At 63.0% G+C, this 26,881-nt stretch carries 23 protein-coding genes and 1 pseudogene; 11 read left to right on the top strand and 13 right to left on the bottom strand.

The genetic code is table 11. The features are described 5' to 3' along the window. Positions 1-11 precede the first annotated feature (11 nt). The gene (locus tag AOT96_RS08715) at positions 12-692 is read right to left on the bottom strand and encodes an NUDIX hydrolase (protein ID WP_003943269.1); all 681 of its coding nucleotides are present in this window, start codon (positions 690-692) and stop codon (positions 12-14) included. Positions 693-770: 78 nt separating this feature from the next. On the opposite strand from AOT96_RS08715, the pseudogene AOT96_RS36005 reads away from it, so the two are divergent. The 7 genes and pseudogenes from AOT96_RS36005 to AOT96_RS08745 all read left to right on the top strand — a co-directional run. Next, a pseudogene (locus AOT96_RS36005) lies at positions 771-1,565 on the top strand (ADP-ribosylglycohydrolase family protein); the annotation flags it as partial. Positions 1,566-2,198: 633 nt separating this feature from the next. Then, a complete protein-coding gene (locus AOT96_RS36010; RefSeq protein ID WP_231917453.1) occupies positions 2,199-2,708 on the top strand; it encodes an O-acetyl-ADP-ribose deacetylase in 510 nt (169 codons plus the stop codon). A 269-nt stretch (positions 2,709-2,977) separates the two neighbouring features. Beyond that, positions 2,978-4,120, top strand: coding sequence for an Ig-like domain-containing protein (locus AOT96_RS08725; protein WP_007730280.1), 1,143 nt, complete (start codon positions 2,978-2,980; stop codon positions 4,118-4,120). A gap of 29 nt (positions 4,121-4,149) precedes the next feature. After that, on the top strand, positions 4,150-5,895 hold the full coding sequence (locus tag AOT96_RS08730) for an Ig-like domain-containing protein (RefSeq protein WP_207624044.1): 1,746 nt from the start codon (positions 4,150-4,152) through the stop codon (positions 5,893-5,895). Between the two features lie 104 nt (positions 5,896-5,999). Beyond that, positions 6,000-8,123 (top strand): phosphocholine-specific phospholipase C, encoded by a 2,124-nt coding sequence (locus AOT96_RS08735; RefSeq protein ID WP_065351593.1) that lies wholly within the window; start codon positions 6,000-6,002, stop codon positions 8,121-8,123. A gap of 80 nt (positions 8,124-8,203) precedes the next feature. After that, on the top strand, positions 8,204-9,673 hold the full coding sequence (locus AOT96_RS08740; RefSeq protein WP_065352797.1) for a cellulase family glycosylhydrolase: 1,470 nt from the start codon (positions 8,204-8,206) through the stop codon (positions 9,671-9,673). Positions 9,674-9,756: 83 nt separating this feature from the next. Next, on the top strand, positions 9,757-10,818 hold the full coding sequence (locus tag AOT96_RS08745; RefSeq protein WP_082845714.1) for an alpha/beta hydrolase: 1,062 nt from the start codon (positions 9,757-9,759) through the stop codon (positions 10,816-10,818). Between the two features lie 8 nt (positions 10,819-10,826). On the opposite strand, the gene AOT96_RS08750 is transcribed toward AOT96_RS08745, so the two are convergent. After that, complete coding sequence (locus AOT96_RS08750) at positions 10,827-11,153, bottom strand: winged helix-turn-helix transcriptional regulator (RefSeq protein WP_019745900.1); 327 nt, start codon at positions 11,151-11,153, stop codon at positions 10,827-10,829. 56 nt (positions 11,154-11,209) lie between these two features. Here AOT96_RS08750 and AOT96_RS08755 point away from each other — a divergent pair, with 56 nt between their 5' ends. Then, positions 11,210-12,094 carry an SDR family oxidoreductase gene (locus AOT96_RS08755; RefSeq protein ID WP_030536195.1) on the top strand — a complete coding sequence of 295 codons (885 nt, stop codon included), beginning with the start codon at positions 11,210-11,212 and terminating at the stop codon, positions 12,092-12,094. Positions 12,095-12,155: 61 nt separating this feature from the next. Here the strand turns inward: AOT96_RS08755 and AOT96_RS36325 are convergent, their stop codons facing one another. Together AOT96_RS36325 and AOT96_RS08760 are read right to left on the bottom strand one after the other, a co-directional pair. Then, positions 12,156-12,284 (bottom strand): hypothetical protein, encoded by a 129-nt coding sequence (locus AOT96_RS36325; RefSeq protein ID WP_003943237.1) that lies wholly within the window; start codon positions 12,282-12,284, stop codon positions 12,156-12,158. A 179-nt stretch (positions 12,285-12,463) separates the two neighbouring features. Then, positions 12,464-13,036: a TetR/AcrR family transcriptional regulator gene (locus AOT96_RS08760; RefSeq protein WP_030536196.1), complete on the bottom strand. Its 573-nt coding sequence runs from the start codon at positions 13,034-13,036 to the stop codon at positions 12,464-12,466. A 53-nt stretch (positions 13,037-13,089) separates the two neighbouring features. Here AOT96_RS08760 and AOT96_RS08765 point away from each other — a divergent pair, with 53 nt between their 5' ends. Further along, complete coding sequence (locus AOT96_RS08765; RefSeq protein ID WP_065351594.1) at positions 13,090-13,527, top strand: DUF2867 domain-containing protein; 438 nt, start codon at positions 13,090-13,092, stop codon at positions 13,525-13,527. Here the strand turns inward: AOT96_RS08765 and AOT96_RS08770 are convergent, their stop codons facing one another. The 3 genes from AOT96_RS08770 to AOT96_RS08780 are packed head-to-tail and all read right to left on the bottom strand — an operon-like array spanning position 13,528 to position 17,426. Beyond that, positions 13,528-15,153: a cation:proton antiporter gene (locus AOT96_RS08770; RefSeq protein WP_003943093.1), complete on the bottom strand. Its 1,626-nt coding sequence runs from the start codon at positions 15,151-15,153 to the stop codon at positions 13,528-13,530. A gap of 39 nt (positions 15,154-15,192) precedes the next feature. After that, entirely contained in the window at positions 15,193-15,858 is a 666-nt protein-coding gene (locus AOT96_RS08775; RefSeq protein WP_065351595.1) for a YoaK family protein, read from the bottom strand. Between the two features lie 14 nt (positions 15,859-15,872). Next, the gene (locus AOT96_RS08780; protein WP_003942885.1) at positions 15,873-17,426 is read right to left on the bottom strand and encodes an MBL fold metallo-hydrolase; all 1,554 of its coding nucleotides are present in this window, start codon (positions 17,424-17,426) and stop codon (positions 15,873-15,875) included. A gap of 244 nt (positions 17,427-17,670) precedes the next feature. Here AOT96_RS08780 and AOT96_RS08785 point away from each other — a divergent pair, with 244 nt between their 5' ends. After that, the gene (locus tag AOT96_RS08785) at positions 17,671-18,648 is read left to right on the top strand and encodes an ABC transporter substrate-binding protein (protein WP_003942949.1); all 978 of its coding nucleotides are present in this window, start codon (positions 17,671-17,673) and stop codon (positions 18,646-18,648) included. Between the two features lie 32 nt (positions 18,649-18,680). On the opposite strand, the gene AOT96_RS08790 is transcribed toward AOT96_RS08785, so the two are convergent. Together AOT96_RS08790 and AOT96_RS08795 are read right to left on the bottom strand one after the other, a co-directional pair. Continuing rightward, a complete protein-coding gene (locus tag AOT96_RS08790) occupies positions 18,681-19,166 on the bottom strand; it encodes a hypothetical protein (RefSeq protein ID WP_065351596.1) in 486 nt (161 codons plus the stop codon). Between the two features lie 71 nt (positions 19,167-19,237). After that, positions 19,238-20,116, bottom strand: coding sequence for an alpha/beta fold hydrolase (locus AOT96_RS08795; RefSeq protein ID WP_054825107.1), 879 nt, complete (start codon positions 20,114-20,116; stop codon positions 19,238-19,240). A 134-nt stretch (positions 20,117-20,250) separates the two neighbouring features. On the opposite strand from AOT96_RS08795, the gene AOT96_RS08800 reads away from it, so the two are divergent. Next, complete coding sequence (locus AOT96_RS08800; protein WP_231917413.1) at positions 20,251-22,173, top strand: AfsR/SARP family transcriptional regulator; 1,923 nt, start codon at positions 20,251-20,253, stop codon at positions 22,171-22,173. Positions 22,174-22,177: 4 nt separating this feature from the next. Here the strand turns inward: AOT96_RS08800 and AOT96_RS08805 are convergent, their stop codons facing one another. The 4 genes from AOT96_RS08805 to AOT96_RS08820 form a co-directional block, all read right to left on the bottom strand. Next, positions 22,178-23,752 (bottom strand): carboxylesterase/lipase family protein, encoded by a 1,575-nt coding sequence (locus AOT96_RS08805; protein WP_065351598.1) that lies wholly within the window; start codon positions 23,750-23,752, stop codon positions 22,178-22,180. 25 nt (positions 23,753-23,777) lie between these two features. After that, complete coding sequence (locus AOT96_RS08810) at positions 23,778-24,455, bottom strand: GAP family protein (RefSeq protein WP_065352798.1); 678 nt, start codon at positions 24,453-24,455, stop codon at positions 23,778-23,780. A 74-nt stretch (positions 24,456-24,529) separates the two neighbouring features. Beyond that, positions 24,530-26,224: a two-component system, sensor protein gene (locus tag AOT96_RS08815; RefSeq protein WP_065351599.1), complete on the bottom strand. Its 1,695-nt coding sequence runs from the start codon at positions 26,222-26,224 to the stop codon at positions 24,530-24,532. Beyond that, positions 26,221-26,880 carry a response regulator gene (locus AOT96_RS08820; RefSeq protein WP_052417016.1) on the bottom strand — a complete coding sequence of 220 codons (660 nt, stop codon included), beginning with the start codon at positions 26,878-26,880 and terminating at the stop codon, positions 26,221-26,223. The genes AOT96_RS08815 and AOT96_RS08820 overlap by 4 nt, the downstream gene beginning before the upstream one ends. Position 26,881 lies beyond the last annotated feature (1 nt).

Raw genomic sequence — 26,881 nt, forward strand, 5'->3', positions numbered from 1 at the left:
TTCGTTTCACTTCATCCGGTCAAAAATGCCATTGCCTGCGCAGTCAGTGCGCCGTCACCCCGCCTCCGGTACGTCTCGGCGGGTCGGCCGTTACCTGGTCTGCTCATCTCGCCGGTACTTTCGAGCGCGTCGAACACCTGCCGGCGGAAGCTGTCCTTCTGGAACGGACGATCGAAGATCACCTCGTAGAGTCCCCGAAGTTCGGCGACGGTGAACGTCCCGCCCGACAATCCGTCCGGATCCACGTACGACGCATACCTCGTGCGTAGGTCCGTGACCGCGAGTCGCACCATGTCGGCGTGATCGAATGCGAGTCCGCTCACTGCCTCGTCGTCGTACACATCGACGAGAAGCGCCGAATCGGGCAGTGCCGATTCCGGTAGGCAAGCCGTGTGTGCGACCGACAAAACCCATCCACGGTCGTCGCGGTCCGGTCGGTCGAAGATCGCCAACTGGTGGAAGCTCGTCTGGGCCAACTCTGCCTTGACCGACAGAGCACGATCGGCTGCGGCCGTGAGCAATTCGCGTTCGTGCAGAAATGTTCCCGGTAGCGCCAGTGCACCGAGACGGTGCCGAACCACCAGAACTTTCAGAGATCCACCGCTGTACGTCAGCACCGCGACGTCCACTGCCACAGACGGACGCGGATAGTCCGTCAATCCCTTGCCGCTCGTGTCTGTCCATTTATTCACCCTTGCATGTTATCTCAAACATGATCTATGATTAGCGCAAAGTTGATCAAACGATCATCGCGAACCGAAGAGGTAGCCATGAAACTCACCGCACAGCAGTCCGATCGAGCGGCCGGCGTTCTGCTCGGCACCGCAGCAGGAGACGCACTCGGCGCCGGCTACGAATTCACCTACCCGAAGGCCGAGATCACGATCGACATGATCGGTGGCGGCCCGTTCGACTGGGCGCCGGGAGAATGGACCGACGACGCCTCGATGGCAGTTGCGATCGCCGAGGTGGCCGCTACCGGAATCGACATCGGAAGCGCTGACGGTCTCGATGCCATTGCAGCACAGTTCATCCGGTGGTACGACTCGAAGCCCGCGGACATCGGCAACCAGACGCGAGCAGTGTTGTCCGTCCGCTCCGAAAGCGCAGCGGCGATGGCGGATCGTGCGCGGGCGATCAGCGGCCGCAAGGCCGGCAACGGCTCGCTCATGCGGACTGCTCCCGTCGCCCTCTCCTACTTGGACGATGCAGAAGGTGCCAGGTCGGCAGCGCACCGGATCAGTTCACTCACGCACGACGACCCGCGTGCCGGACAGGCGTGCGAGTTGTGGACCCATGCCATCCGCCATGCCGTTGTCGCCGGCAACTTCGACGGTGTTCGCGGCTTCCTCTCCGTTGCCGATCAGGACGTCGCCGAATACTGGGGCCCGCTGCTCGATCAGGCCGAAACCGGGAACCCGCAGGACTTCTCCAAGAACGGTTGGGTGGTGCATGCACTTCAGACTGCTTGGTGGGCAATCACTTCCACGGACAATGGCGATGCTCGCCACCTCCAGTACGCATTGGAAGCAGCAGTAAGAGCCGGCGGGGACACCGACACGACGGCGGCCATCGCGGGTGGCCTCCTCGGCGCCCGCTGGGGAGCGTCGGCGGTTCCCGCCCGTTGGCGCCGAATCATGCATGGCTGGCCGGGATACCGTTCCTCCGATCTGATTCGCCTGGCAATAAAGACTGCTCGCGGCGGTACCGACGACAAGAACGGATGGCCGTCGACGGCAGAACTCGACTACTCGAGGTTTCGCGGAACCCACCACCTGACGACGCACCCGCACGACGACGGCGTCATGCTCGGCGGCGTCGATGCGGTGTCCACTGCAGACTACGACGCCGTGGTCAGCCTGTGCCGCATGGGAACACGACAGGTCTCCCCTGATCACGTCGAGTTCTGGTTGGTCGACGACGGTCACGATTCCAACGCCAACCTCGAGTTCGTTCTCGACGACGCAGCGCGCACCGTCCAGGCGTTGCGGGCCGAGGGAAAGCGCGTACTCCTCCATTGCGTTCAGGCGCACAGTCGCACGCCGTCGGTTGCAGCGCGATACTCGATGTTGATCGGACGTGATCCCTACGACGTACGCTCGGCTATGCCGTGGGCTCGCCCGAAGCGTGAACTCTGGAACACGGCAGTCGGAAACGCGTCCGTCGGACACACAGCCGTCGGGTACCCAGGAGGATCCATGCCCGCTATTACAGTCGTCGAAGGTGACATCACGACGCTGACCGTCGACGCCATCGTCAATGCGGCCAACTCCAGGCTCCTCGGCGGCGGCGGTATCGACGGCGCGATCCACCGTGCCGGGGGACCGGAGATCCTGAAGGCTTGCGAGGTATTGCGCAACACCAGCCTTCCCGACGGCCTGCCGGTGGGTGCGGCCGTAGCCACCACCGCCGGAAAGCTGCACGCCAAGGCCGTGATTCACACCGTCGGCCCGAGGTATTCGCGCTCCGAGGACCGATCCGGTCTGCTTCGGTCGGCGTACACCCGCAGCCTCGCCGTGGCCGACTCGATCGGCGCCCGTACCGTCGCCTTTCCGTTGATCTCGGCAGGGGTCTACGGCTGGCCGAAGGAAGATGCCGTCCGACAGGCCGTTTCAGCGATTCGCGCGGCGAAGACCGAGGTCGAGACGGTCACACTGGTGGCATTCAACAAGGAGACGGCAGACCTGATGCGCCGCGCGATCGCCTGACCGTTTACCGGGCCCACTTCACGCCACGTTAAAGCAGTGCAGAGCGGTCGGAGAAGTGGAGAAATTTCACCGGTTGGACGTTTGTCCAACAATTTGTCCGAATCGCATATTTTGCGGCTCGCTCTGTGTTCTACTCCTCTCCAGGGTTTGAGCTGGTAGTGAGCAAACGACGAGACGTATTCGATTCTCTGTCAGCTCGAGGCCGGTTCCCGGACCCGGCTTCAAGCCGAGAGCTCGATCTTGTCGAGCGCTACTCAAGGAGAATGTGAATGGTGTCGACGTTGATGCGCCGAGGAGTGGGGGTGGCCGCGTCGTTGACCGGATGCGTTGCCCTCGTGATCGGCGGAGCCGGAGTCTCGTCCGCCGCTGATGTGGACCTTCCGTTCACGGCATCGTGCCACGGGTGGCAGTTCCCCGGACCGATCACACACAACGAGACGCGTGATTCCGGCGTCACGATCAGTGCGCCGGCCGTGGTCCCGCCGAACTCCACCTTCACATACCGCCTCGCGCCCAAGCCGATGACGGTCCCCAAGGACGGTTACGACCTCAGGTCCGTCGTGAACTGGACGCGTCTCAAGTTCGATTTCGACATCCCTGCTGGCACCTCCTACGTGGGGGCGCAGATCGTGGCCGGCACCAGCTCGAATCTGGGTGGGGTCGCCCCGACGATCACGCGGGTGAACGATGCCGGTTCACCCGATCCGAGTGGGACGCATCTTCGTATCTCCGGCAACAACATCACGGCGGGCAACGGACCCAACACCGACGACAACGGCGGCGGCGGAATCGAGGTCGGTGGAGGAAAGACGTTCCAGCTCCCGGCAGTCGACGTCACCGTCACGTCAGGGGCTGTCGGCACCCAGATCAAGCCCATGCTGCGCGTGTCCGATTCCAACTCGGGTTCCTACGACAGTGCCGCCAACTACCTGACCTTCCTGCAGCAGGAGACCCTGCTCGGCGGCGTCAAATACTGGCTGACCACCAATTGCTCACCACGCGACAATCGTTCGGCCGGATTGAACGCCGGCGGCCGGCCGCTCGCCGTGATCAACGTCGACTCCAGCCTCGCTCAGACACAGACGCGAATCGACGCACCCGGTAAGGCCGTCGTCGGTGACTCCGTGGAACTGACGGCAACGGTCACTCCGTGGCCGTCGGGAGGAACAGTGCAGTTCCGTGACGGAGGGGTCGACCTCGGCGCTCCGGTGGCCGTCGTCAACGGCGTCGCAAAGGCCAACCGCACGATGACAACAGCGGGCGACCACAACATCACGGCATACTACACGGGATCGGCCGGTTTCATGGAGTCGATGTCGGGCGCCGTGACGATCAACGTCGTCGAACCGTCCGAGCCCGAGCCTGGCACCGGTAGCCTCGGCAGCCTTGGTACCCCCGGATTCGGGTCGTGAAAACTGTGAACAGAAACCAGGATTCGACGATGAACTCGAAACTCCTACGCGGCTCTGCGATTGCAACCGTCTCGGTACTGGCCGGCGGCTTGTTCTCCATCGTCGGCGGCGGGATCGCCTCGGCTGCCCCCGAGACCAAGAGCGTGGCCTTCACAACTGCATGCCATGTGCGCGAGATGGACGGTGTGGCAAGCCCGATCACGTTCAACGAGACACTCGGCTCGGGAGTCACCATCACCGCGCCGACCACCGCGGCACCAGGTGAGACCGTCACCTACCGCGTGCAGCCGAACGAGATGAAGACAAACAGCGGCGGCCATGCCAGCCGTGGAGTCGTGCATTGGGCCCGGATCAAGTACGACTTCGACATCCCGTCCGGCGTCGAATTCGTGAGTTCCCAGCTTGTGGCGGACAGTGCGTACGGCCTCGGATCCGACAGTGCCACTCCGACAGTCACACGGATCGACGACGGCGGTAATCCATCGGCATCCGGTACGCACCTGCGTATCTCCGGATCGAATCGAACCACCGGAAACGGTCCGTCCTCCGCAGTTCGATCGAGTGACGGCATCATCGTCGGTGCCAACACCAAGTTCCGACTCCCCGCAGTCGACGTCACGGTCAAAGCCGGTGCGGCCGGTACCGAGATCAAGCCTTCGCTGAGGGTTTCCGATCCCGGTTCCGCCAACTACGACGACGACCGAAATGCGCTCACATTCGTCCAGCGCGAAAAGGATGTCTTCACAGTCAACTACTGGGAGCGCTACAACTGCTCCCCGCGGGACAACAGGAACTCCGGCCTCAACGCCGGTGGGCAGGCCCTGACCACCATCTACGTCAGCCAACCGACAACCACCACAATCCAGATGCCCGGCTCGATCCAAGCCAGCACACCGACCGAGCTTGTCGCAAAGGTGGATCCGGCTCCGGTCAACGGAAACGTGCAGTTCAGGGTGGACGGCGCCGACGTCGGTACACCGGTCACTCCGGGCGCCGACGGCACTGCCCGGCTACCGCATACCTTCTTCACCGCCGGAACCGCGCGGGTCTCCGCAACGTTCCAGGGAGTCAACGGATTCCAGAGTTCCAACTCGACCGAGGCAATGGTCACGGTGACTGCTGCACCTGTCGTCAAGCAGACCGACACTGCCGTGAACGTTCCTACCGATGCGAAGACGGGCATATCGGTGTCGCTGAGGGCGCAGGTCACGCCGACACCCGCCGGTGGCACTCTCCAGTTCAAGGACGGCGCTGCAGATATCGGCGCTCCGATCCCGGTGGGCGCTGACGGCAAAGCCACTCTGGAACATGCCTTCACCTCGGCTGGATCTCATGCCGTCTCGGCCTACTACTCCGGCGCAACAGGATTCATGCCGTCGATGGCATCCGCTCAAACGGTCACCGTGTCTGATCCCGCACCGTCCGATGTCACCACCTCGACCTCACTGGCAGCTCCCGCGACGACCAAGCAGAATGTCGCGGCAGAACTGTCCGCGACGGTCACCCCCAACCCCGGCGGGGGCTCGGTTCAGTTCTACGACGGCGACCAACCCATCGGACAGCCCGTTGTCGTCGGAGTCGATGGAGTGGCGCGACTGACGCACACTTTCGCATCGACGGGCGATCATCGGATCAAGGCGTCATACGCCGGGCGAAGTGGATTCACACAGTCCGCGTCGGACGAATCCGTCGTCAAGGTTTCTGCTGCGCCTGACGACGGCGGGAACGGCGGTTCGGGCAGCCTCGGTTCACTGGGCGGTCTCTTCGGTTCCTGATCGAATTCTTCTCGACGCTGTTGCCGCTGCACCGATTCGGAGCAGCGGCAGCAGCCTGTTGCGGCCGTGGTCATAGAACTGATTGATTTATCGATGGAGCACAAGTGTCCAGGAATTCTCTTTCTCGACGGTCGTTTCTCGCCGCCGGGGTCGGTGCAACTGCAGTCGCCGCTACTTCCCTTCTCCCGCCGTCGCTTCAGCGTGTACTGGCGACACCCGTCAACTCCGGCGGGCTCGATTCGATCGAGCATGTTGTCCTCGTCATGCAGGAGAACCGATCTTTCGATCACTACTACGGCGCACTGAGGGGTGTTCGCGGATTCGGGGATCCGAATGCGCTGCGTCTGCGCGGCGGCCACAGCGTCTTCGAACAACCCGGTCCTACCGGTCCTGTGCTCCCCTTCCCCATCCGCGATTCCGCTGCGGCACAACGCATGGACACCCAGAACGTGACCGGACTCGACCACAGCTGGGCGGGCGGACATGCCGCACTCGCCGACGGCTGGCACGACGGTTGGATCGCGGCAAAAACCAGTACGACAATGGCGTACTACGACCGGCAAGACATCCCGTTCCATTACGAACTGGCGGACGCGTTCACGATCTGCGACGCCTACCACTGCTCCGTACCGACATCGACGAGCCCCAACCGGAACTATTGGGTCTCTGGATACACCGGATACGAGCCACTTTCGCCTAATCCGACCGAGTCGGTCCTGCCTTCGGATCCGCCCGGCCCCGAGGGAAGAGCTGTAACCAATGCGGCCTACAACCCCTGGCACGCCGGCTACGGATGGACGACGGTTCCCGAGCGGTTGCAGTCCGCCGGCATTTCCTGGAAGACCTACCAAGAGTGGGACAACTTCGGAGACAACAACCTCGAATACTTCACTGCCTTCAAGAAAGTGGCGGCAGGGCTGCTTGGTCGGCCAAGCCTGCTCCCCTACGAACTGCAGACCTTGGCCGGGTTCTATCTCGCCCTGCCGTCGATGCCGGCGCCGGTCCAGGACGCAGCGGCACTGGCCCTCGAGAATGCTGCAGACCAACTGTCGCCTGCTGATCGCCAACTCTACGATCGCGCACTGTACCGATCCCGGCCCGGCACACTGGCCGCCGAGTTCAGGAAGGACGTCGAGTCGGGCCGACTGCCGCAAGTCAGTTATCTCGTTCCGTCCGAGGTGGATTCGGAGCATCCATCGGGTTCGTCACCTGCGGCGAGCGCAACACTGCTCTATCAAGTACTCGACGCCATCGCGTCCGATCCGGATCTGTGGGCGAAGACGGCCGTGATCGTCAACTTCGACGAGAACGACGGGTACTTCGACCATGTACCGCCACCTCGACCACCGCGCTCGGTCGAAGCCGAATGGGTCGGTAATCAGCCGCTCGGTCTCGGCCCGCGGGTGCCGATGACGATCATCTCGCCGTGGACTGTTGGCGGTTTCGTTTGTTCGCAGGTATTCGACCACACGTCTGTCACACAGTTTCTGGAGAAGCGGTTCGGAATCACGCAACCGGAAATCGACCCGTGGCGACGCACGGTGAGTGGCGACCTCACGTCGGTGTTCGACTTCGCCAACCCGCGTAGCCGGCCGACGTTGGCGCGCCCGCAACCCACTCCGCCGCTGGAACCGCGGTGGACACCGACCCCGCCCACCGAACAGAGAATGCCTCTGCAGGAAAGCGGCACTCGACCAGCACGGGCCCTTCCCTATCAGCCCGACGCCTACACGACGGTGAACCCGGAAACCGGCTCGTTGGCGGTCCATCTGGTCAATACCGGCGCCGCATCAACGCACCTGGCCATGTACCCGTACGCAGGTGAGTTCGACGAGCCACGGCATTACGACGTCGTCGGCGAGGTCGACGACACCGTTGCGCTCAGTGATCGCGTCTACAGCCTGACCCTGTTGGGTCCCAATGGTTTCAGGCGCGAGTTCAGTGGAGCTACAGACAGTGCGGCAGCCTCGCTCGACGTCTCGACAACCATCGACGCAGGGACGCGCGCGCTTGTACTGACCGCGAACAATTCCGGAAGTCGTGCACTCTCCGTCGACGTCGACGGAGACCGACGGAAGCTCGCTGCCGGCGCACGCGGCCGGTGGGCAGTGGCGTCGGTGGACGGCTGGTATCAGGCCACCGTGACGGTCGACGAAGATCCTGAATTCAAGCGCGTGCTCGTCGGACACATCGAAAACGGGCGGACCAGTGTAAGCCAACCGACGTGAATCGACACCGAGCGTTCAAGCCCAGGGCCGAATCCCCATTCGGACAAGTCAATCCATCCACACACCCAGAAGGAGTTTCCGTGCGTCGTATCCCGCTCTCAGCACTGATAGTCGCGGGCTCACTGATACTGGGCGGCGGAATTGCCGCGGCTCAGGGCAGCCTGCCCACGTCGGGGAGCGCCGATGGCACGTCGGTGCCACCGTCGTACCTGACCGACGACGCCGGGCGCTCCCTGATCCTGCGAGGGTTCAACACGGCGTCGAGCGCAAAGAGCGCACCCGACGGCATGCCGAAGTTCACCGAAGCCGATCTCGAGCGCGAACATGCCGACATGGGAACAAATTTCGTGCGTTTCTTGATCTCCTGGCGTTCGGTGGAGCCAGCGCCGGGACAGTACGACCAGGAATATCTGGACCGCGTCGAGGACCGGGTCAGCTGGTACGCCGAGCGCGGCTACAAGGTCATGCTCGACATGCATCAGGACGTCTACTCCGGCGCGATCACACCAGAGGGCAACAGCGGCAACGGCGCCGGCAACATCGGCAACGGCGCGCCGGCCTGGGCGACATACATGGACGGCCTTCCGGTCACCCCTCAAGACCGCTGGGAGCTGTACTACGTCCAACCCGGTGTGATGCGTGCATTCGACAACTTCTGGAACACCACCGGCCAACATCCCGAACTGGTCGAGCACTACGCGAACGCCTGGCAGGCGGTGGCCGAACGTTTTGCAGGCAATGACACCGTCGTGGCATACGACCTGATGAACGAGCCGTGGGGCGGTTCCCTCCAAGGCCCCGCCTTCGAAGGTGGGCCCCTCGCTGCCCTGTATCAGCGAACCACCAACGCCATCAGGGAAGTTGATCAGGACAGCTGGGTGTGTGTGGCCCCGCAGGCCGTCGGCGTCAACCAAGGTGTCCCCAGCGGGCTCACGAAGATCAACGACCCACGAGCCGGCGAACAGCGAATCGCCTACTGCCCACACCTGTACCCGCTGCCCCTCGACCTCGGTGACGGATACTCCGGCCTCTCACGCACACTCACCGACGCGACCATCGACACCTGGCGCGACAGCGTCGAACACATCGCAGGCAACGTACTCGGCGGCGTTCCGATCATTCTCGGCGAATTCGGGCTCGACACAACACTGCCCGGCGCAACCGACTACATCGACCGCGTCTACACGACCGCCCGAGAACTCGGTGCGGGTGTCTCCTACTGGTCCAGTGATCCAGGTCCTTGGGGCCCGTACCTGCCGGACGGATCGCAGACACTCCTCGTCGACACCCTGAACAAGCCGTATCCGCGAGCCGTCGCGGGCACACCCACCGAATGGTCCTCGACCGTTGACCGCCTTCAGCTGACGTTCACCCCGAACCCCGCAGTGACGGCACCGACCGAGATCTACCTACCCGAAAGCGGCTTTCCCGGCGGCGTCGACGTCGCGGGCGCCGACATCGTGAACTGGAACCCCCAAAGCCGTCTTCTCACAGTGGAAACCGCGGACGACGCGGGCCCCGCCACAGTCACGGTGACGCCGGCAAGCTGATCGCGAGCGTCGAGATTCCTGGATATTTGTCCAGTTCTTTCGTAACGTACAGGCGACGGGTGATCAGCCGACGGAAGGCGAGTATGTCCACGGAGAAGATGTCTGTCCAAGATCGTGTTGCGCGGGTGGTACTCGATGTCGTCGGCGCCTTACCGACCGGCGCGCAGCGCATTCTCGGTGGCAAGCCGAAGGAGATCGACGGGCAGACTCTGCACCCCGAGATCCAGCTTGCGCTGCGATTGCTCTCAGCGGTCGAAGGTACGAGCTTCGAGCATCTTCCGGTCGAAGAGGGACGGGCTCAGATCGACGCCGAATCGCGACTGTTCGGCGGTACGCCCATCGACATCGAGACGGTACGTGACCTCGAGATCCCGGCCGGGGATCACGCGATTCCGGCTCGGCTGTATCGCCCGGCCGGAGTCTCAACGCCCGCTCCACTTTTGGTGTACTTCCACGGCGGCGGGTTCGTCCTCGGCAGCCTCGAGAGCGGCGACAGTGTGTGCCGCTTCCTGGCCCGCCACGGCGAGGTCAGTGTGTTGTCGGTGGACTACCGGTTAGCGCCGGAGTTCCCGTTCCCCGCCGGGGTCGATGACGCCGTCGCCGCATTCCGGTACTGCGTCGAGCATGCCACAGATCTGGGTGCAGATCCGAAATCCATTGCGGTAGGCGGAGACAGCGCGGGCGGGAACCTGGCTGCCGTCGTCGCGCAGTCCACGACCGAAGACGACGTCAAACCAGTATTCCAACTGCTCTTCTTCCCCTGGGTGGACCTTTCGTCGAAGCGCCCTTCGCACAAGATGTTCGGCACCGACTTCTTTCTCACCGACGCCCAACTCGACTGGTATGCGGCCCATTACCTGTCGGGCGGCGCTTCGGCCCTCGACCCGCGAGTCTCCCCGCTGCTCACTCCGGACCTGGCCGGCCTACCGCCGGCGTACGTTGCCGTCGCCGGTTTCGACCCACTACGCGACGAGGGTGAGGAATACGCGAACCGGCTGCGAGAGGCCGGAGTCCCGGTTGCACTCAGGCGTCACAATGGATTGATCCATGCCTTCGTCAACACCACCGGTGTCGGCCATACCGGTCAAGATGCGATGTTCGAGGCCTGCGGCGCTCTGCGGGTTGGACTTTCGGGCCCGCACTGAGGGCAGGGTCACGAAACGGGGAGTGCCAGATCCGCCCACTCGACCATCGCTTCGAGCACGGAGCGCAGTTCCATCCCCGTCGCGGTGAGTTCGTACTCCACTCGCGGCGGCACCTCGGCGTAGGCAGTCCGGGTCACCAGATCGAACTCCTCGAATCGCTTGAGCCTGGCGGACAGTGTCCTGGGACTGATGCCGGGCAATGCGCGTCGTAGTTCCGTGAAGCGCATCGGGCCGTGCGTGAGCTCACGAACGATCAGCGTTGCCCACGGTCCGTCCAGAACCAGCAGAAAGCGCGCGACGCCGCACTCCGGAAGCACGTGACCTGATTCACTCATCGATTCCCCATTAGTTCACTTGAAGTAACTGGTTCCCAATCTGAACTATAGGCGTCATGACTTACACAGTGCATGGCGCCACCGGCGCACAGGGTTCTCCCGTTCTCGCGGGATTGGTCGCGGCTCTCGCCGGATCGACAGGTGCCGAAGTCCGAGCAATCACCCGCAACCCCGACCAGACGTTCGAGGGTGCGAACACCGTCGTCGCGGATAATGCGTCAGTCGACTCTCTCGCCGACGCTTATCGCGGGGTAGACGGGGTGTTCTTCCACCTGCCACTCGCCGGTGACACCGAGACGCTAGCCGGTTACGCCCACAACGTTCTGGCAGCAGCAAGAGTGACACGTCCTTCGCGGTTCGTGATCTCTACCAGCGGCACGGTGACCGGCGACGCTACTTCGCCGCTTGCCGGTCCCAACACACCCGTTCTCTCCGAGCTCGTCGACGGACTCCGCGCCGAAGGTATCGCGGTGACCGTCCTGACCCCGCGTTTGTTCCTCGAGAATCTTCTTCTGCCCACCGTGCTGTCGGGGGTGAAAGACGAAGGGGTCCTGCGTTACCCACTACGTGCCGATCTCGCGGTCGCATGGAGTTCACATCTCGACGTCGCTGATGCAGCCGTTGCGGCCCTGACTCTCGACGTAGCACCGGACGCGGTCGACATCGGACAGATTCCGGCGATCACCGGCATCGAACTCGCCGAGGCATTCGCCGAACACTTCTCGCGCACGGTAACTTTCGAAGCCGTGACGCCCGATGCCTTCGGTGCGTCGATTGCGCCGATCATCGGAGGGGGCGCAGCAGCCGGGGTTTCCCAGCTCTACACGGGACTCGAATCTGCCGACAGCGTCGCGTTCGACTCCGCGACGGGTTCTGCCGTTGCCTTGGGCATCGTCGCCCGCAGCACCCGGGCCTGGCTGGTAGATCTCGGAGTGAACTGACCGGAGCAACGCAATCGGCCGGCTCCGCGAAGTATCGCGTGGAGCCGGCCGATTTCCGGGGTTACCGGTGCGTGCGGGTCTTCAACTGGCGGTTCAGCTGCCGACTCCCGAAGTCCAGACCGGCACCGTCACTGGTGGCCAGCACGGTGAGTCCAGCGGCGACCAGCAACGAAATAAGCACAACGCTCATGGTGAGTCACCTTTCTTCCTGTCGTGAAACGGTTTTGCGCCTCCGGGAAATGTCGACATATCCGGCACCCCACTTCAGCTGACCTCAAAGTATCTGTAACTATGGGTTACGCGCAATGTGTGGTCCCTCACCTGAAAGCGCAGGGTGATGCGCAGATCACGCTGCGTTCGACGGCGGACTTACCTGGCCAGAACCATGTTCACGAACTCGTCGGCGAGCGCCTGAGCGTCCGCACCGCTGCCAGGAACCACATCGGGCGCACTGTGTACCAATTGCATCTGCCCCAGGTACATCGAATAGGCAAGTACGCCACGATGTTCCGCTTTCTGCCTGCCCATCCCCAGATCGACCAACAACGTCACGATGTAGGTAACTCGACGCTCGGTGACACGTCGAACCGCCGCCGAAACCAAAGGATGGCCGATCCCGGCAAGCAGTTCCAACTCCGCACGGCGACCGGCCAATCCGGTCGTGACCGAATCCACCAGACGACGCAACCTCACCTCCGCCGGTTCACCAGAGGACTCGACGGAGGAGATCAGTCTCTCGGTTGCCAAAACTTCCCACCGGCCGAGCGCAGCTTGCAGCAATTCGTCGCGGTTGGCGAAGTGCCAATAAAAGGAACCCTTGGTCGATCCGAGCGTGCGCGCCACCTTTTCCACTGCAACTGCATCAGGCCCATGGCTTGTCAGAGCCTGGAAAGCTGCATCGATCCACTGGTCGCGAGAGAGTCGGGCGCGGGCATTCGTCACCTCCGTACGGTACCGTATGGGTAAGTTCCATACGGCACCGTACGGAGGACGAAATGACACTCGCTTTCAAGGCAATGCCTGCACCGGACTGGGCAGAAGCCACCACGATCACCATCCCGTCTGTTCCGACCCATACATCCGAGGAGTGGGCGCAGGGAGTCTTCGACGTCAGGAATGTCCCCGCACCCGTCCTCGCGATGTTCTGGCTCAGGGAGCGGATAGTCGGACTGCTCGGCATCGCCAAGGGACGCCCCGACACCTTTGCCGTCGACAAGATCGCCGACGGCGAGGCCCTCATCGAAGCGGACGAGAAACACCTACGATTCGTCGCCTCGGTTCAGGCCGACAACGACGCCGGCCTCCTGCACGTCGTCACCGCCGTGGAGCTGAAGAACCGCGCGGGCCGAATCTACTTCGCACCCGTTCAGGTACTGCACGGCGTGATCACGCGGGCAATGATGACGTCCGCTCGAAAGAGACTGTGCACGTGATCAACCGTCCGGACCGCCCTTGAGTTCGAGGCTGATCTGATCGGCATCCAGCGCGGCAAGTGCCGATCCGAGCATCCGTGCGTCGAACACGCCATCGTCACGTGCGTCGAGCAGTGCCTGACGCTGCGCGTCGATCACGTCGAGGCGGATCCTCTTCTTCGACCGACCCTCTGGCGGAACGACACTCGCAGCAGCATCTTCGAGGAGGTCGAGCAACCTGCGATGCTCGTCTAGTTCGGATTCGGTGAGGTCCTGCGCTGCCGGACCGGTCGCCACTACGACGCGCTTCAACGTTCCTCCCTGAAGGATCAACGAGCCTGCTGCCACCAGGAACGCAACCAAGATCAGGAGCGATCGACTCGGGGTGTCTTCCGGCAGAGTCTGCGCTGCAGCCAGAGTGACCGCCCCGCGCATGCCGGCCCAGATGACGATCGTGCCTTCACGCCATCCCAACGGCGCAGCAAGGTAGTAGTCGATATCGGCAACCGTCCGCCGAACCCGAACCTTGAACCTTTCCATCTGATTCGCCGAAGGTGCCCGGCGCCTGCTGCGTCGTTCGTCTGGCGGGTAATCCTCGGGATTGTCGAGGCGATTCGCGATGTCGGAGAGTCTGGGTTTCATGCGTTCACGAAAATTCGCCCGCGCTTGGAGCGCTCGCAGGAGCGGGGCCACGTACAGAGCCCGCACCAAGATCGTGAGGAACAGTGCACCCGCCGCCACGAAGACCGCCGTGGATATGCCCTCGTGGTCGACCCGGACATCGTCGACTATCGACGAGAGTTCGAGGCCCATCACCAGGAAGATCGCACCTTCGAGGACCAATTCGACTGTGCGCCAGTTCTGGGAGTCGGACAACCGGTGTCGCGGTGACAGCTTCCGAGGAGCGTCGTAGCCGGTGACGAGCCCGGCCACGACGGCAGCAACCAATCCTGACGCACCCAACTCTTCGGCGGGGATCGCCGCCAGAAACGGCACCGTGAACGAGATGACCGTGTTGACCGTCGAATCGGTGACACGGGCGCGAACCATCAGGTTGACCTTGCCGACGACAACTCCGATGACCGCGGCCACGACGACGGCAAAAGCGAACTTGCCCAACACACTCCACAGCGACACCGATGCGGCGGCCCCGGCGATGGCAGTACGCAACAGAACCAGAGCGGTGGCGTCGTTGAGCAGGCTTTCGCCTTCGAGGATCGACACCACCCGCGGCGAGACCGGGAGTTTTTTGACGATGGACGTGGCGACGGCATCCGTCGGGCTCACGATCGCACCGAGTGCAATGCCCCACCAGATACCGAGTCCTGGTATCACCCAGGAGAAGAACACACCGAGAACAAGCGCACTCACGACCACGAGCAGAACGGAAAGCCCACCGATGGCACCGAACTCACGCCGAAACTCCATCGACGGCATCGAGACCGAGGCGGAGTACAGCAGTGGCGGAAGCACGCCTGCCAGAATCCATTCCGGGTCGATGTCCACTGCTGGGACAAATGGTAAGAGGCTGACAACGATCCCGGCCATCACCAGAATCAACGGTGCTGCGACTCCGATCCGCGCTCCGAGCGTCGAGGCCGCGACGATTCCGAGCAGACCGAGCACCACGATGATCAGAGCGTCCACTGCTTCCCCCTGTACCCCCGGATTTGTGTCTGGCTCTTTCTACACCTTTGCCGAAGACGGGGGCGAGACCCGCCACGCGACGGCGATCAGAACAACCGTGAACGCCGATGCGGGCCACAGAGCGTGAAGACCGATCCACCGATGAACGAGCGCACCGACCACCGCGCCCGCGATCAACCCCGCGCACATCCCGAAGTGCTGCAGCCACGCCCACTTCGGGCCACCCAGAAAGGCTCCGGTCAGACGCTGGCCCATCTTGACCAGCGCACCGGTCATGTACGTGACACCGATCGTCACCTCGCCGTCGCGCTGGAACACCGAGTTGACGGCTCCCATCGCCAAGGCCATCGCCGAGATCGCGCCGGGGGTGACGTCGAGGCTGCTCATCACCGAACCGATGGACAGCAGCCCGGCTACAACCGCGAGCACCGTGACCTTGCGAGCCCGGACCGAATAGCGCTCCGTGAAGTGGGTGACGACGGTTCCCAGCGCGATTCCCAGGAGGAAGAGCACGATGATTCCGCCGGCAACTCTCGCGGTCGACCACACCCCGTCGGCAAATGCGACGCTCGCCTGCGTCATGTTGCCGCTCATGAACGAAACGAAAGGCCCACCGAGCGTGATGAATCCGAGCGCGTCGACGTAACCGGCCAAACCGGCGAGCGCTGTCGCCAGGCCGATCAGCGACCTGCTGTATCCCGTCACCCGACGAGCTCGGTTCAGCTCAGCTTGCTGGTGCGCAGCTCGTGGCCCTTGGACGTCTTGCAGCGGCCGGTCTCGAGATCCCACTGCCAGCCGTGCAGATCGCAGGTGAGGTTGGTGCCGTCGACGACACCGAACTTCGACAGGTCCGCCTTGAGGTGGGGGCAACGACGCTGAATCTCGTACCCGCCCAACTCGATAGACGCGCTGTCGTCGTGGGCCTCGGCGAACCAGCCGTCGGCGTACGCGATGCGCTCGTCGGTGAGGCACTTGAAGAACGTGTAGAGGAATTCGTTGTACCCACCGATGCGCCACGCCGTGAAGCGTGTCGACAGGAAGATGGTGTTGACCCAGTCGGGCTCGTCGTCGCGCAGAACGGTGCGAACCAGTTCGGGAGCGATGCGGAAGCCGTAGCGGTACTTGCCTTCTCCGTCGATGGGCTCACGAACGATCCGCTTCGGGAAGTCGAGGACGACCGTCTCCTCTCCCATCACGAGTCCGACGGGGTAGCCGATTCCGTCGCAGATCAGATCGGACTGAGCCATGATCGGCTCGAACTTGGCCTTGAGACCGTCGAGCAGCGGCTCGCCTTCGGCCGGAGCCCACGTGGCCTTCTGCGCGGCGATGACCGGTGCCATCTTCTGCGCCATCTTCTCGATGTACTCGGCCTTGTTGGAGAAGATCTTGTCGACGTCTGCGTCCGGGATGGGATGCGTCAGCGCGACCTTCTCGCTTCCGCGAAGTTCGACGGCCGAGCCGGGGATCATCAGCAGACCACGATCGTTGCCGTTGATGCGCATCTGCTCGAGGAACGTGATCTGGTCGGGGAAGATGTTTCCCTCGTCGCCGTGATCGTCGTTGAGGTAACGCAGGTCGTCGTCGAGGAAGACCGGCGGGCCGGCCGACGGGACAACCCAGGCAGCGTCGACCTGGGAGATGTAGTTGCGGCAGCGGTCCATGCCGCGCTGACGCTTCTGCTTGCCGAAGTTGCGCTTGGTGCCCTTCGGGATGTCGTAGACCATCGGGTACCAGATCGCGCCCGAGTACTGCAGCAGATGGATGTCGACCTTCCCGAAGGCGTCGGTCAGCGGGTCCAGGTCGACGGGCCTGGCGTCGTTCATGTTGAAACAGGTGGTTTCCCCGTCCGAGACGACGAGGCCCGAGTCACCGATCGGACCGTCCGCGGGAGCGCGCAGAGCGATGATCATGATGTCGAGATCGCCCTTGGGACCGCTGACGGTGTGCTTGACGGAGTCTTCCGTCTCGAAGAACTTGTGGAAGCCGAGCTTCTCGAGTTCACGCTTGAGGTCCGGCACCGGGTAATCGGGGAGCAGGACTGTGGCGTCCTTGTTGACGTGCGCGATCAGATTCTTCGGATCGAAGTGGTCCTTATGCAGGTGCGAGACGTAGAGGTAGTCGCAGTTGCCCAGCGCGTCCCAGTCCAACTCTGTGTTGTCGGGGAACGGCACCCAGGACGCAAAATACGTCGGGGTCACCCATGGATCACACAGGATGGATCCGGCCTCGGTCTGGATGTGAAATCCTGCGTGGCCGACGCTGGTGATCTGCATTGCAACCTCCGAAATCGTACTGCTGGTCAACTCAGCATAGTCGGCGCGATCAGGGCCAAATCGCGATCGAGGAGGCGGCCGGTTGTGACGTCATGCACGTCAGAGGTCGAAAGTGGGTTGTGAATCAGACCTGCCGGTGACGCGGACAACACTCTCTGTGCTGGCGTGTTCGCCGTATTTCTTGGCGTTCGCGGGAGCTGTTTCAGCATTCCCGAAGACAGCCCCTAAGGCTAACCTAACAAGCATGACTCGACTCCTTTCTCCCTCCACGACCGATCGCGACTACTGGGCGATCGTGGACAACCTGACGCGACGCGGTTTCTTCGGCGTCGGCGCGGGCGTCGCTGCGGCCGCGTTTCTCGCCGCCTGCGGCAGCACGGAAAGTTCGACGCCCGAGAACGCGGAGACCTTCGAGTTCACGCGCGGCGACGAGAAGCTGATCATTCCGACGGACCCGCAGAACGTCGTTGCCCTCGACCCGCGGGACGGCCTCGAATTGTCGATCCTCGCCGGATACCCGGTGACCGCCTACCCGACCGGCGCAGCCGAACACCTACGCCGTGAGGTCCCGGATGCCACGGGTGTCGAGATCTTCGCCGAAGGTGCTTCCGATCCCAACTTCGAATACATCTCGACTCTCGGCGCAGACCTTCTCGTCCTCAGCGCCGGCTGGTGGGACACCGGGTCGTACGGCAACGACCGGATGCAGCAGATCGCACCGGTCCTGCCCGTCGGCAAGGACTTCACCCCGGAGTGGCGGAAGGTCATGTCGGACTTCCTCACCGGCATCGGGCGCAGCGATCGCGCCGAAGAAGTACTCGCCGAGTACGACGCCCATGTAGCTCAGGTCCGCCCGACCGTCGAACCGCTGATGGCCGGCAAGAAGGTTGCCTTCGTCGCCGCCGCGGAGGATCAGATCGCGTGGTTCCAGAACGATTTCCGCACCGCCGTCGCCGAGGACCTGGGATTCGAGGTGCTCCGTGAAGGCCCCGACCTTCGCGTGATGCTCGGATCGGAGCAGTTCAACCGTCTCGAAGAAGCCGACGTCATCTTCGCCTTGGATCGCAGCGCCTCCGGCAGCGTGTACACCTCGCCGACGTGGCAGCGTCTGCCCGCCGCGCAGGCTGGTCGAGTGATTCCCTTCGACTACTACAAGGCCGCGGGATACGCCTTGACCGCCAAGGTTCTCGTCGACGACTTGGCGGCCGGGGTCAAGCGGTAGAACCCGACCTTCGTCAACCCGATGGGCCCCGATCATTCGGCACCGGCGGCTCGTCCTGTCACGCGGTCCCGAAACTCGCGGAACGCTTGGAAACCACCGGTGAGCGCCCGCGCCAGTTCCTCGGCGCTTTCAACCCAGACGACGTCCTCCAACTCGGAAACGTCGTCGGGCTCGTGATTGCGCTGGGGAACGAGAAACGTCGGGTCACCCTGAGGGTTGACGATCAGGAACCCAGCCGCCGAGCAGAGGTCGTAGACGAACGCGCACTCGGCAGGCGACAGCGTCGCGTGGAAGATTCCACCACTGAGTGGATCGCTCTGCTCGAGCGAGTCGAGATGAAGGTCGGAGAAGGCCCCGTCGATCGTCAATGCCCTGTCGTCACGGTCGACGATCTCGCCTCCGTACGGGCTCTCGACCACGCGCAGCCCGTGCTGATCGAGGAAAGCGGCGACCGCCGCCCGATCAACATCGAGTTGCACGTCCTTCGTCACCCGTATGAAGTGCAGCGAGAAACCCATCGATCCCCCTCGTCCATTCGCGACGCACGTGATGCGCTCGCCAGTACCTCGACAGCCGAGAAGCGTCAAAACTACCTCTCGAGTAGGGTCCGGATCGCCTCGACCACTTCGGCAGGCGCCTCTTCTGCCATGAAGTGACCTGCGGACAGCGTGCGGTGCTCGAGATCGGGCGCCCACGCTTTCCACAGGGCCTCGGCGTCGTAGCCGAGCATCGAGCCCCAGTCCTGCTGAACGACCGTGACCGGCATGTGCAGTTGGTTGCCCGCCTCCCGATCGGACTGATCGTGTTCGATGTCGATGCCTGCCGACGCCCGGTAATCGGCAACGATCGACGGCACCGCCTCCCGTGAGGCGCGCAGGTATTCCGCCCGCACGTCTACCGGAATCGCTTCGCGGTTCTGCGTCCACACGTCGAGAAAGTACTCGAAGAACGCGTCGGCGCTGGCGCTGATCATCTGCTCGGGAAGACCAGGTGGCTGAGCCATGAGATAGAGATGGAACGCCACAGCAGCATTCGATCCATGCAGGATGTCCCACATATCCAGGGTGGGGAGCACGTCCAGCGAGCCGAGTTGCGTGATCACATTCGGATGATCCAGCCCCGCTCTGACGGCAACCAGTGCGCCACGATCGTGGCCGACGAGGGCAAACTTCTCGTGTCCCAATTTCCTGGCCACCTCGACGATGTCGGCGGCCATTGTTCGTTTGGAGTAGGTGTCCGGGTTTTCCTCGACCGGTTTGTCGCTGGCTCCGTATCCGCGGAGATCCGGGCAGATGACGGTGTGATCCGACGCCAAGGCAGTGGCTACGTGACGCCACATGAGGTGAGTCTGAGGGAAGCCGTGCAGAAGGACGAGTGGTGTTCCGCTTCCGCCGACCGCGACGTTGAGCCGCACTCCGTCTGCTGTGGAAATCTGCTGGTAGTCGAAGCCTGGAATGGTGATAGTCATCGGTCGCTCTCGTTGGTCGGGGTGATGGCAGGTCGGGGTGATGGCAATCAGCTTCGCCGCAGTCGATGAGCATTCGATGAGCGCGATAGCGTGGGGAAATGCGACACCACACATTTGAAGCCCCGGCTTTCGGAGTGCTTGGACCCGTGGTCGCGTGGAACGAGTCTTCACACCAGATCGATCTGAAGGGTCCACGACACCGAGCGGTCCTCGCTCGTCTCGTCGTCGCCCGCGGACGTGTTGTTCCCGTGGACGTGATTGTCGACGACCTCTGGGTCGATCCTCCGTCCGGCGCTACCAGCGCAATACGTACGTTCGTTTCCGCATTGAGGCGTGCGCTCGAACCGGATCGCGCGCCGCGAAAGAAGCCGAAAGTCATTGTCACCGAAGGGCCCGGTTATGCCTTTCATGCAGCACCCGACGCGGTCGACGCTTGGGAATTCGAAAGACTGGTGCGAGAAGCCGCAGATTCGACGCCGGCGCAATCACTCGAACTGCTCCGAACCGCGCGACAGCTGTGGAGAGGGCCGGCCTACGCGGAGTTCGCCGACGAGCCTTGGGCCCGAACGGAGCGATCGCGCTTGGAGGAACTGCGTCTGACTGCCGTCGAACGCTTGGCATCCGCGCAGCTCGATCTCGGGCGAGCTGCCGAAGCGATTCCCGATCTGGATGCCCACGTGACGGAACACCCTTGGCGCGAGGAGGGTTGGCGACTACTCGCTCTGGCGCTGTACCGGTCCGATCGTCAAGGCGATGCTCTGGCAGTCCTACGTCGCGCACGGAAGTTACTCGCCGAAGAGTTGGGCATCGACCCTGGTCCACGACTGAACGACCTCGAGTCCGACATTCTCCGCCGGGAAACCCGCCTGGATCCTGCAGGGGCAGAACAGATCTTCAGTCAGGTTTCGGCAGCGTACGACCGGACCGTAGCGGCAGGATCGAGATCGAGATTGGAGTCAACCGTCGGCCTCCTCCGAAGTTTGGCAGTTGCGGGCGGAAGCGGACTCGAGACTGCCCGAAACCAACGACTGACAATCATCAGCGCCGCTGAACAATTGGACGACGTCGAACTCACCGCGAGGATCATCGGCAATTACGACGTGCCCGGGATCTGGACGCGATCCGACGATCCTCGGCAGGCTACGCAGATCGTCGAGGCCGCTCAGCGCACTCTCGATCGACTTCCGGCCGGCAACGAACCCGCTCGGGCGAGACTGTTGGCGACAATCGCACTCGAATCGCGCGGACTGCCCGGTCATCACGGTCTCGAATGTGCCCGTGCCGCAGTACAGATCGGTCGCGCTCTCGACGATCCAGGGCTCTTGGCCTTCGCTCTGAACGGATTGTTCATGCAGACGTTCTGGACTACCGGTCTGGCCTCCGAGCGCGACGACATCGGCCGTGAACTGGTCGACCTCGCCATTCGACACGGCCTGGCTACCTTCGAGATCCTCGGCCATCTGATCCGCATGCAAGCCCTCAGCGCCCTTGGGCAATTCGATGCAGCCGAGCTACATGCCGAGACGGTTGATCGATTGGCCGGACGTCACGAACGCCCGTTGGCAGCGGTGTTCACCACCTGGTTTCGCGCTGTGCGTACTGCCGCTGCCGGCGCGGAGGCCGCGCACTGCGAGAAGCTGTACGAAGCTGCGGCGGTCAATCTTTCCGATTCCGGTATGCCGGGTCTCGCGGACGGCATACTCCCTCTCGCAATTCTCGCCCTCCGCGTATGGCGGGGACTGCCGGCGATTTTCGACCCGACCACGCAGTGGGGCCCGTACGAACCCTGGGCCCGGCCACACCTGCTCAGCGCACAGGGACAGACGAACGAAGCGGCGAAGGCCGTCGAGGCATTGCCGGACCCGCCCGAAGACCTACTCTCCGAGGCACTGTGGTGCATGGCTGCCGCAGCTGCCACTGCAGTCGGCGACCGTCGAGCCAAGGAGCGTGCGCGAGCGGCGCTCCTACCTGCCGCCGCCGAAATAGCCGGCGCCGGAAGCGGAATGCTCACCGTGGGACCCGTCTCGCACTACCTGGCCGAATTGGAGCAGGGCTGAACCGTCAGGTGAATGCAATCACCGTCTCACCCCACGCCTCCCGGATCTCGCGGTCGGGATCAGCGACGGCGGCATCGCGTTTGTCGATCAACAGTGTCGAGCGCGTGTCGGTGTCGTAAGTGGGCCACCCCGGGTCCGCACCCAGTTCGCGATCGTCCCCGGCGTCGTAATCGCCTGCAGCTCTGGCAAAGTCCAACCACCTCGCCTGCATGCGCTCAGAGACATGACGCGCCGCGCTCAATCCACCCAACTTGTAGGTGATGTCTCGTGCCCCGTGGTTGATGTTGCCGAAGACGTAGGCAAGTTCGGTGCCGTGGGTCGCACCGATCTTCAGCGCCTTGAGCATCGGCGGCGCGTAGTCGAAGCGATACAACCACGTCGGCGCAACCTTGCTGTGCGCCTCGGCGATCCACAACGTAGGCAGCCGGAATCCGAAATCACGGGTCAAACCGAGACCGGCGCCCAGCTTGGACAGTCCCGAATACGCGCCTTCGATCTGAGAATGATCCGGTAGCTCGAGTCCTGGATGCTCGTCGGCGATCTCCGCGAACATCGACGTGATCACGACGGGATCGATCGGCATCAACGGCGACTTCATCATCCGGAAGAGCGAAGATTCGTCCTTGTTGGTTCCGATGATCAGCGGAATCGGGTGTGCATTGCCGTGACGGAACGCGCGCACCGGGTAGTCAGGGAGCAGATCACCGTCGACGATCGGCGCGAACGCCAAAGTGCCAGGCGTCTCCTGGGGGACGCGAGCAAACAGTTCGTCTGACGGCCCGATCAAGTCTTCGGCAGACGTGGACCGCAACAGACCCAGATCGCTTCCGCCGCTGAAGATCTCGAGAAACAGCTTCGCGACGATCTCACCACGCTCACTACCGTACACCGAAGTGGCGGGCGAACTTTCGGCAATAGCGCGATGAAACAGGCCGCGAGCGGACGGGACGGTCATCAGCGTCGTCACCGCGCCGCCACCTGCCGACTCGCCGAACAACGTCACTTTGTCGGGATCGCCACCGAAAGCCGCGATGTTGCCTTGAACCCATTGCAGCGCTGCAATCATGTCGCGGAGAGCGACATTGGGCTCGAAGGTATGTTCACTCGAATTGAAGGACGAGAAATCGACGAAGCCGAACACACCGATGCGGTAGTTGATCGAGACGACGACAACGTCGCCGTTCTCAGCCAATGTGGTTGCGTCGAAAAGTGGTTGGCTGGACGCTCCGCGGAAATACGCTCCGCCGTGAATCCAGACCATCACCGGTTTACCCGGCGCATCAGAACCGACGGGGCCCGGTGCCCACACGTTGAGGAACAGGCAGTCTTCGTCCATCGGAACGTTCTCACCGAGCGGGATCATCGCGAGTCGACTTTGCGGCTCACACGGCCCGAATTCTGTTGCGTCCTGGGCCTCGGTCCATGGCTTCGGCGGAACCGGCGCGCGAAATCGCAGCGGACCGACCGGAGGTGCCGCGTAACGAATCCCCTTCCAACTCGACACCGAGCCTTCCGTCGATCCTCGAACCGGCCCGTACGTTGTCTCGACTACCGGCGCTTCGCTGGGTGTGATCGTCATTCGATTTCTCCTCGAAAACAAGTTGCTACTTCGACAGGGCTTCGACAACGTGCGAGAGTTCCAATGCTGCCAGCATCAGGAACAAAACGGTCATGATTGCTGCATTGTGGCGGATCAGAGTGCTTTTGGTGGCGCTCAGTGCATCGGTCACCTTCGCCGAGGGCACGGCAGCCAATGCTGACAGCACGATCAAGGCGATGGACGCCGCTACCGCGAACAGAACGGAGTACGCGACCACTGATACCCAGCCGAGGTGCCCGCCACCGATGATCGAACCTGCCTTGAGTTCGAGCGGCAGGTTCTTCGCGTTGGGTACGGTCAACAACAGTCCCAGGACCGCGGCTTTGGCCGGTTGCATCGAGTCGATCTGCGCCAGCCACGACGGCATCGCCGGCTCGGCATCGTCTTTCGGACGGCTACGCCAACTCGAGTATGCGAGCGCCAGAAAACCGACAGTGAACACGACGGCGAACACCGTCTGGACGGTATGCGCGCTGCCGCTGGACTTCGATTCCACTCCGGTGGTCGAAAGTGCCGTCGCTGCTGTGATCGCTGTCGCGGCCAGCACGATGCTCGCGGTGTACGCGCATGCATTTGCCTTCGCCCGAGTGGACAGCAGGATCGCGATGATCGCAACCAGAGGAATCGGGCTGATGACGACGCCGGTGGCGAGTGGGATGAGCTGCGCAGTAATCGATTCCATTTCTGCGACCGTACAAGCGGCCAATCCGGCCATTGGCGAAACGTTCGGCCTCCACGACATCGCCACTCACGGTGTCACAGAAGCACGGCTGTGAGGACCACCCGGTCTTCCTCTTCGACAAGTTCGAGGGACGTTACCGTACCGGCGAGCGATTCAAGCCCGATCCCTGAGTCCCGTGCCACCGGCAGCCGACCCGGCGAACTGATCCGCACTACTACCGCCCGAGCATCGGCGAGTGTCACCTCGAGGAAGACGGGCCCTCCTGCACCGTGTTTCACGGCGTTGGTCAGTCCCTCCGACAGGATCTCCACCACGCTGTCGAGCCGAGCGGAGCCGGAACCGATCACCGCCCAGACTTCGTCGTCGACGTGACTGACGACCGGAATTGCGTAGCGCCACACCGTGACAAGATCATCGATACGCTTTCGGGCATCGGAGTCAGCCGGCTGATCGGATGACGCAGACAGGTCGCTTTCCAAGCCGTCGAGAATGTGGGCAATGGTTGCCGCAACATCGACTGGGCGACCGGCAACGGCGCCCGAAGACCATGCGGCCGCTACGAGTTCGCCCTGCACCGACGAGTGCAACAACCTGGCCAGTCCACGTCGGGTGTGCATGAGCTCGGCATGGATACGAGCTGCATCGAGCGCTTGCAGGCTCAGGGCACTGCGGAGTTGACGCTCCTCGTCCTGACGCTGCGTATCCGCAGCCCTGATCAGGCAGACGGACAGCGCAACCAACGGGTAGACGGCCATCGACGAGAGATAGAAAGTCGGGGTACGGCCGAACACCGTCAGGAGCAGCCACGTCGCGGTACTGCTGATCAGCGCACTCGAGCAGTACACCGCAGAAAGAGTCGCGATCCGTCTCAGAGGGCCGTCTCCGCTGCTGACAACTCGGCGAGCGCACGCATTGCCACCGACGAAGAGCCAGAAACCGACGCCGAGCTGGACCGCCGTGAACGTCACGCCGTAAGTCGTGAGCAGGTAGACGGTCACCAGTGCCGTGTACGCGAACACCGGTACGTACAGTGGCGCCGGTTCAACGCTGCGTACGACGCCGATCAGTCGATCTCTCGCCGTCAGCCGCACAGTCGGCGTCGGTGATTCGATCGGGGGAATCTCCCGGAACAGTCGATGACTCATCGGGCGAACCACGTCGTCGGAGATTCGCTTCAAGAGCGCTGCTCCTCGTACTCCCTCGAGTTCCGTTTCAGCAACCGCGTGCATGACTGTCTCGATACTGCGCTCGAGCTCTCGCCGACACTGCGCACGGGTTTGGTCGAGGCGGAATCGATCTCGGGTCTGTTGGAGTTGGACGGCGGCCCCGGCAACCTTCAAACTCCGTTGCAGCGCGAGGCGGTCACGGAGAGCGCTTACCAGTACGGCGGTCAACGACAAGAAGACAACGCTGCACACGACGTTGAGTCCCACCCGGACGAGCATCGGTCTGGGGTCGACGGGGAGTTCGAGCGAGCGGGTGATCGCGTCGAGGACGAACGGGCGGATCGCGCCGATCATTGCGAACAGGGCCAGGGCTGCGAGCTGCGATCGGTGTGCTGCAAGAACAGCCCTCGCCATCAGCAGCATCACCCCGACAACGCAGTGGGTCGCGAAGGCGCCGACTGCCATCAAGCCTACTTCGCGCACCCCGGTACACAGGTAGTAGTTGGCCATCACGGTCACCGCGAACGGCAGCGTCAGAATCCAGGACCACTTGGTGACGATGTTCCGATCACCGAGACGAAGCCACCACTCGCGCGGGTTCACACCGAGTCGGTCACTTCGGGCACACCGAAATGGCGGATGAAGATACTCGCAGCAAGCACTCGCGGATTGGTGGACGAATCGTGCGTCAATCCCAGGCTCTCGAGAGTGCGCGCGATGAGCTTCTCCACACCTCGGATCGAGGACCCACGATGCGCTGCGATTGCGCTGTTCGACCACCCGAGCGAGATGTAACGCAGAAGATCGAGCTGTGATCTGGTGAGGCTCGACAAGGCGGAGTCCGGATCACTCCCGAGCGTCGGTGGCTCGGTTTCCGTCAACGCGGCCTCCACTACGCCGATCAACTGATCCGCCGACTGGACAGCCGCCTTGTCCACGAACAGCGATTTCGGCGGCACACCCGCAGAACCTGGCGCTGTCGATGCGTTGGGGTAGTTCGTCAGGAACACGATCGCGCAATGCGGAGCCTTCACGGTGACGATGTTCGCGAGATCGACGCCGTTCGGCCGCACGCCAAGGTCGATGTCCGTGACCAAGAGGTCAGGATCGAATCCGTCGAACTCCGTGAGCGCTTCGACCGCCGATCCGGCCGTACGGACCACGAACCCGGAGTGTGTGAGCGTGTCACCGACGAGCGCACGCATCAGTGGTTGGTCTTCCACCACCAACACCCGTCGCACCCACTGGCTGGTCTCCATG

Source organism: Rhodococcus sp. 008 (assembly GCF_001682295.1).
In the GTDB taxonomy this organism is placed as follows: Bacteria; Actinomycetota; Actinomycetes; order Mycobacteriales; family Mycobacteriaceae; genus Rhodococcus_F; species Rhodococcus_F qingshengii.

Coding starts and splice junctions, on each gene's coding strand:
- AOT96_RS08755 (WP_030536195.1), top strand. CDS start 11,210: ATGACTTACACAGTGCATGGCGCCACCGGCGCACAGGGTTCTCCCGTT.
- AOT96_RS08820 (WP_052417016.1), bottom strand. CDS start 26,880: ATGGAGACCAGCCAGTGGGTGCGACGGGTGTTGGTGGTGGAAGACCAA.
- AOT96_RS08810 (WP_065352798.1), bottom strand. CDS start 24,455: ATGGAATCGATTACTGCGCAGCTCATCCCACTCGCCACCGGCGTCGTC.
- AOT96_RS08750 (WP_019745900.1), bottom strand. CDS start 11,153: ATGAGTGAATCAGGTCACGTGCTTCCGGAGTGCGGCGTCGCGCGCTTT.
- AOT96_RS08785 (WP_003942949.1), top strand. CDS start 17,671: ATGACTCGACTCCTTTCTCCCTCCACGACCGATCGCGACTACTGGGCG.
- AOT96_RS36010 (WP_231917453.1), top strand. CDS start 2,199: ATGCCCGCTATTACAGTCGTCGAAGGTGACATCACGACGCTGACCGTC.
- AOT96_RS08805 (WP_065351598.1), bottom strand. CDS start 23,752: ATGACGATCACACCCAGCGAAGCGCCGGTAGTCGAGACAACGTACGGG.
- AOT96_RS08780 (WP_003942885.1), bottom strand. CDS start 17,426: ATGCAGATCACCAGCGTCGGCCACGCAGGATTTCACATCCAGACCGAG.
- AOT96_RS08745 (WP_082845714.1), top strand. CDS start 9,757: ATGTCCACGGAGAAGATGTCTGTCCAAGATCGTGTTGCGCGGGTGGTA.
- AOT96_RS36325 (WP_003943237.1), bottom strand. CDS start 12,284: ATGAGCGTTGTGCTTATTTCGTTGCTGGTCGCCGCTGGACTCACCGTG.
- AOT96_RS08795 (WP_054825107.1), bottom strand. CDS start 20,116: ATGACTATCACCATTCCAGGCTTCGACTACCAGCAGATTTCCACAGCA.
- AOT96_RS08765 (WP_065351594.1), top strand. CDS start 13,090: ATGACACTCGCTTTCAAGGCAATGCCTGCACCGGACTGGGCAGAAGCC.
- AOT96_RS08725 (WP_007730280.1), top strand. CDS start 2,978: ATGGTGTCGACGTTGATGCGCCGAGGAGTGGGGGTGGCCGCGTCGTTG.
- AOT96_RS08730 (WP_207624044.1), top strand. CDS start 4,150: ATGAACTCGAAACTCCTACGCGGCTCTGCGATTGCAACCGTCTCGGTA.
- AOT96_RS08790 (WP_065351596.1), bottom strand. CDS start 19,166: ATGGGTTTCTCGCTGCACTTCATACGGGTGACGAAGGACGTGCAACTC.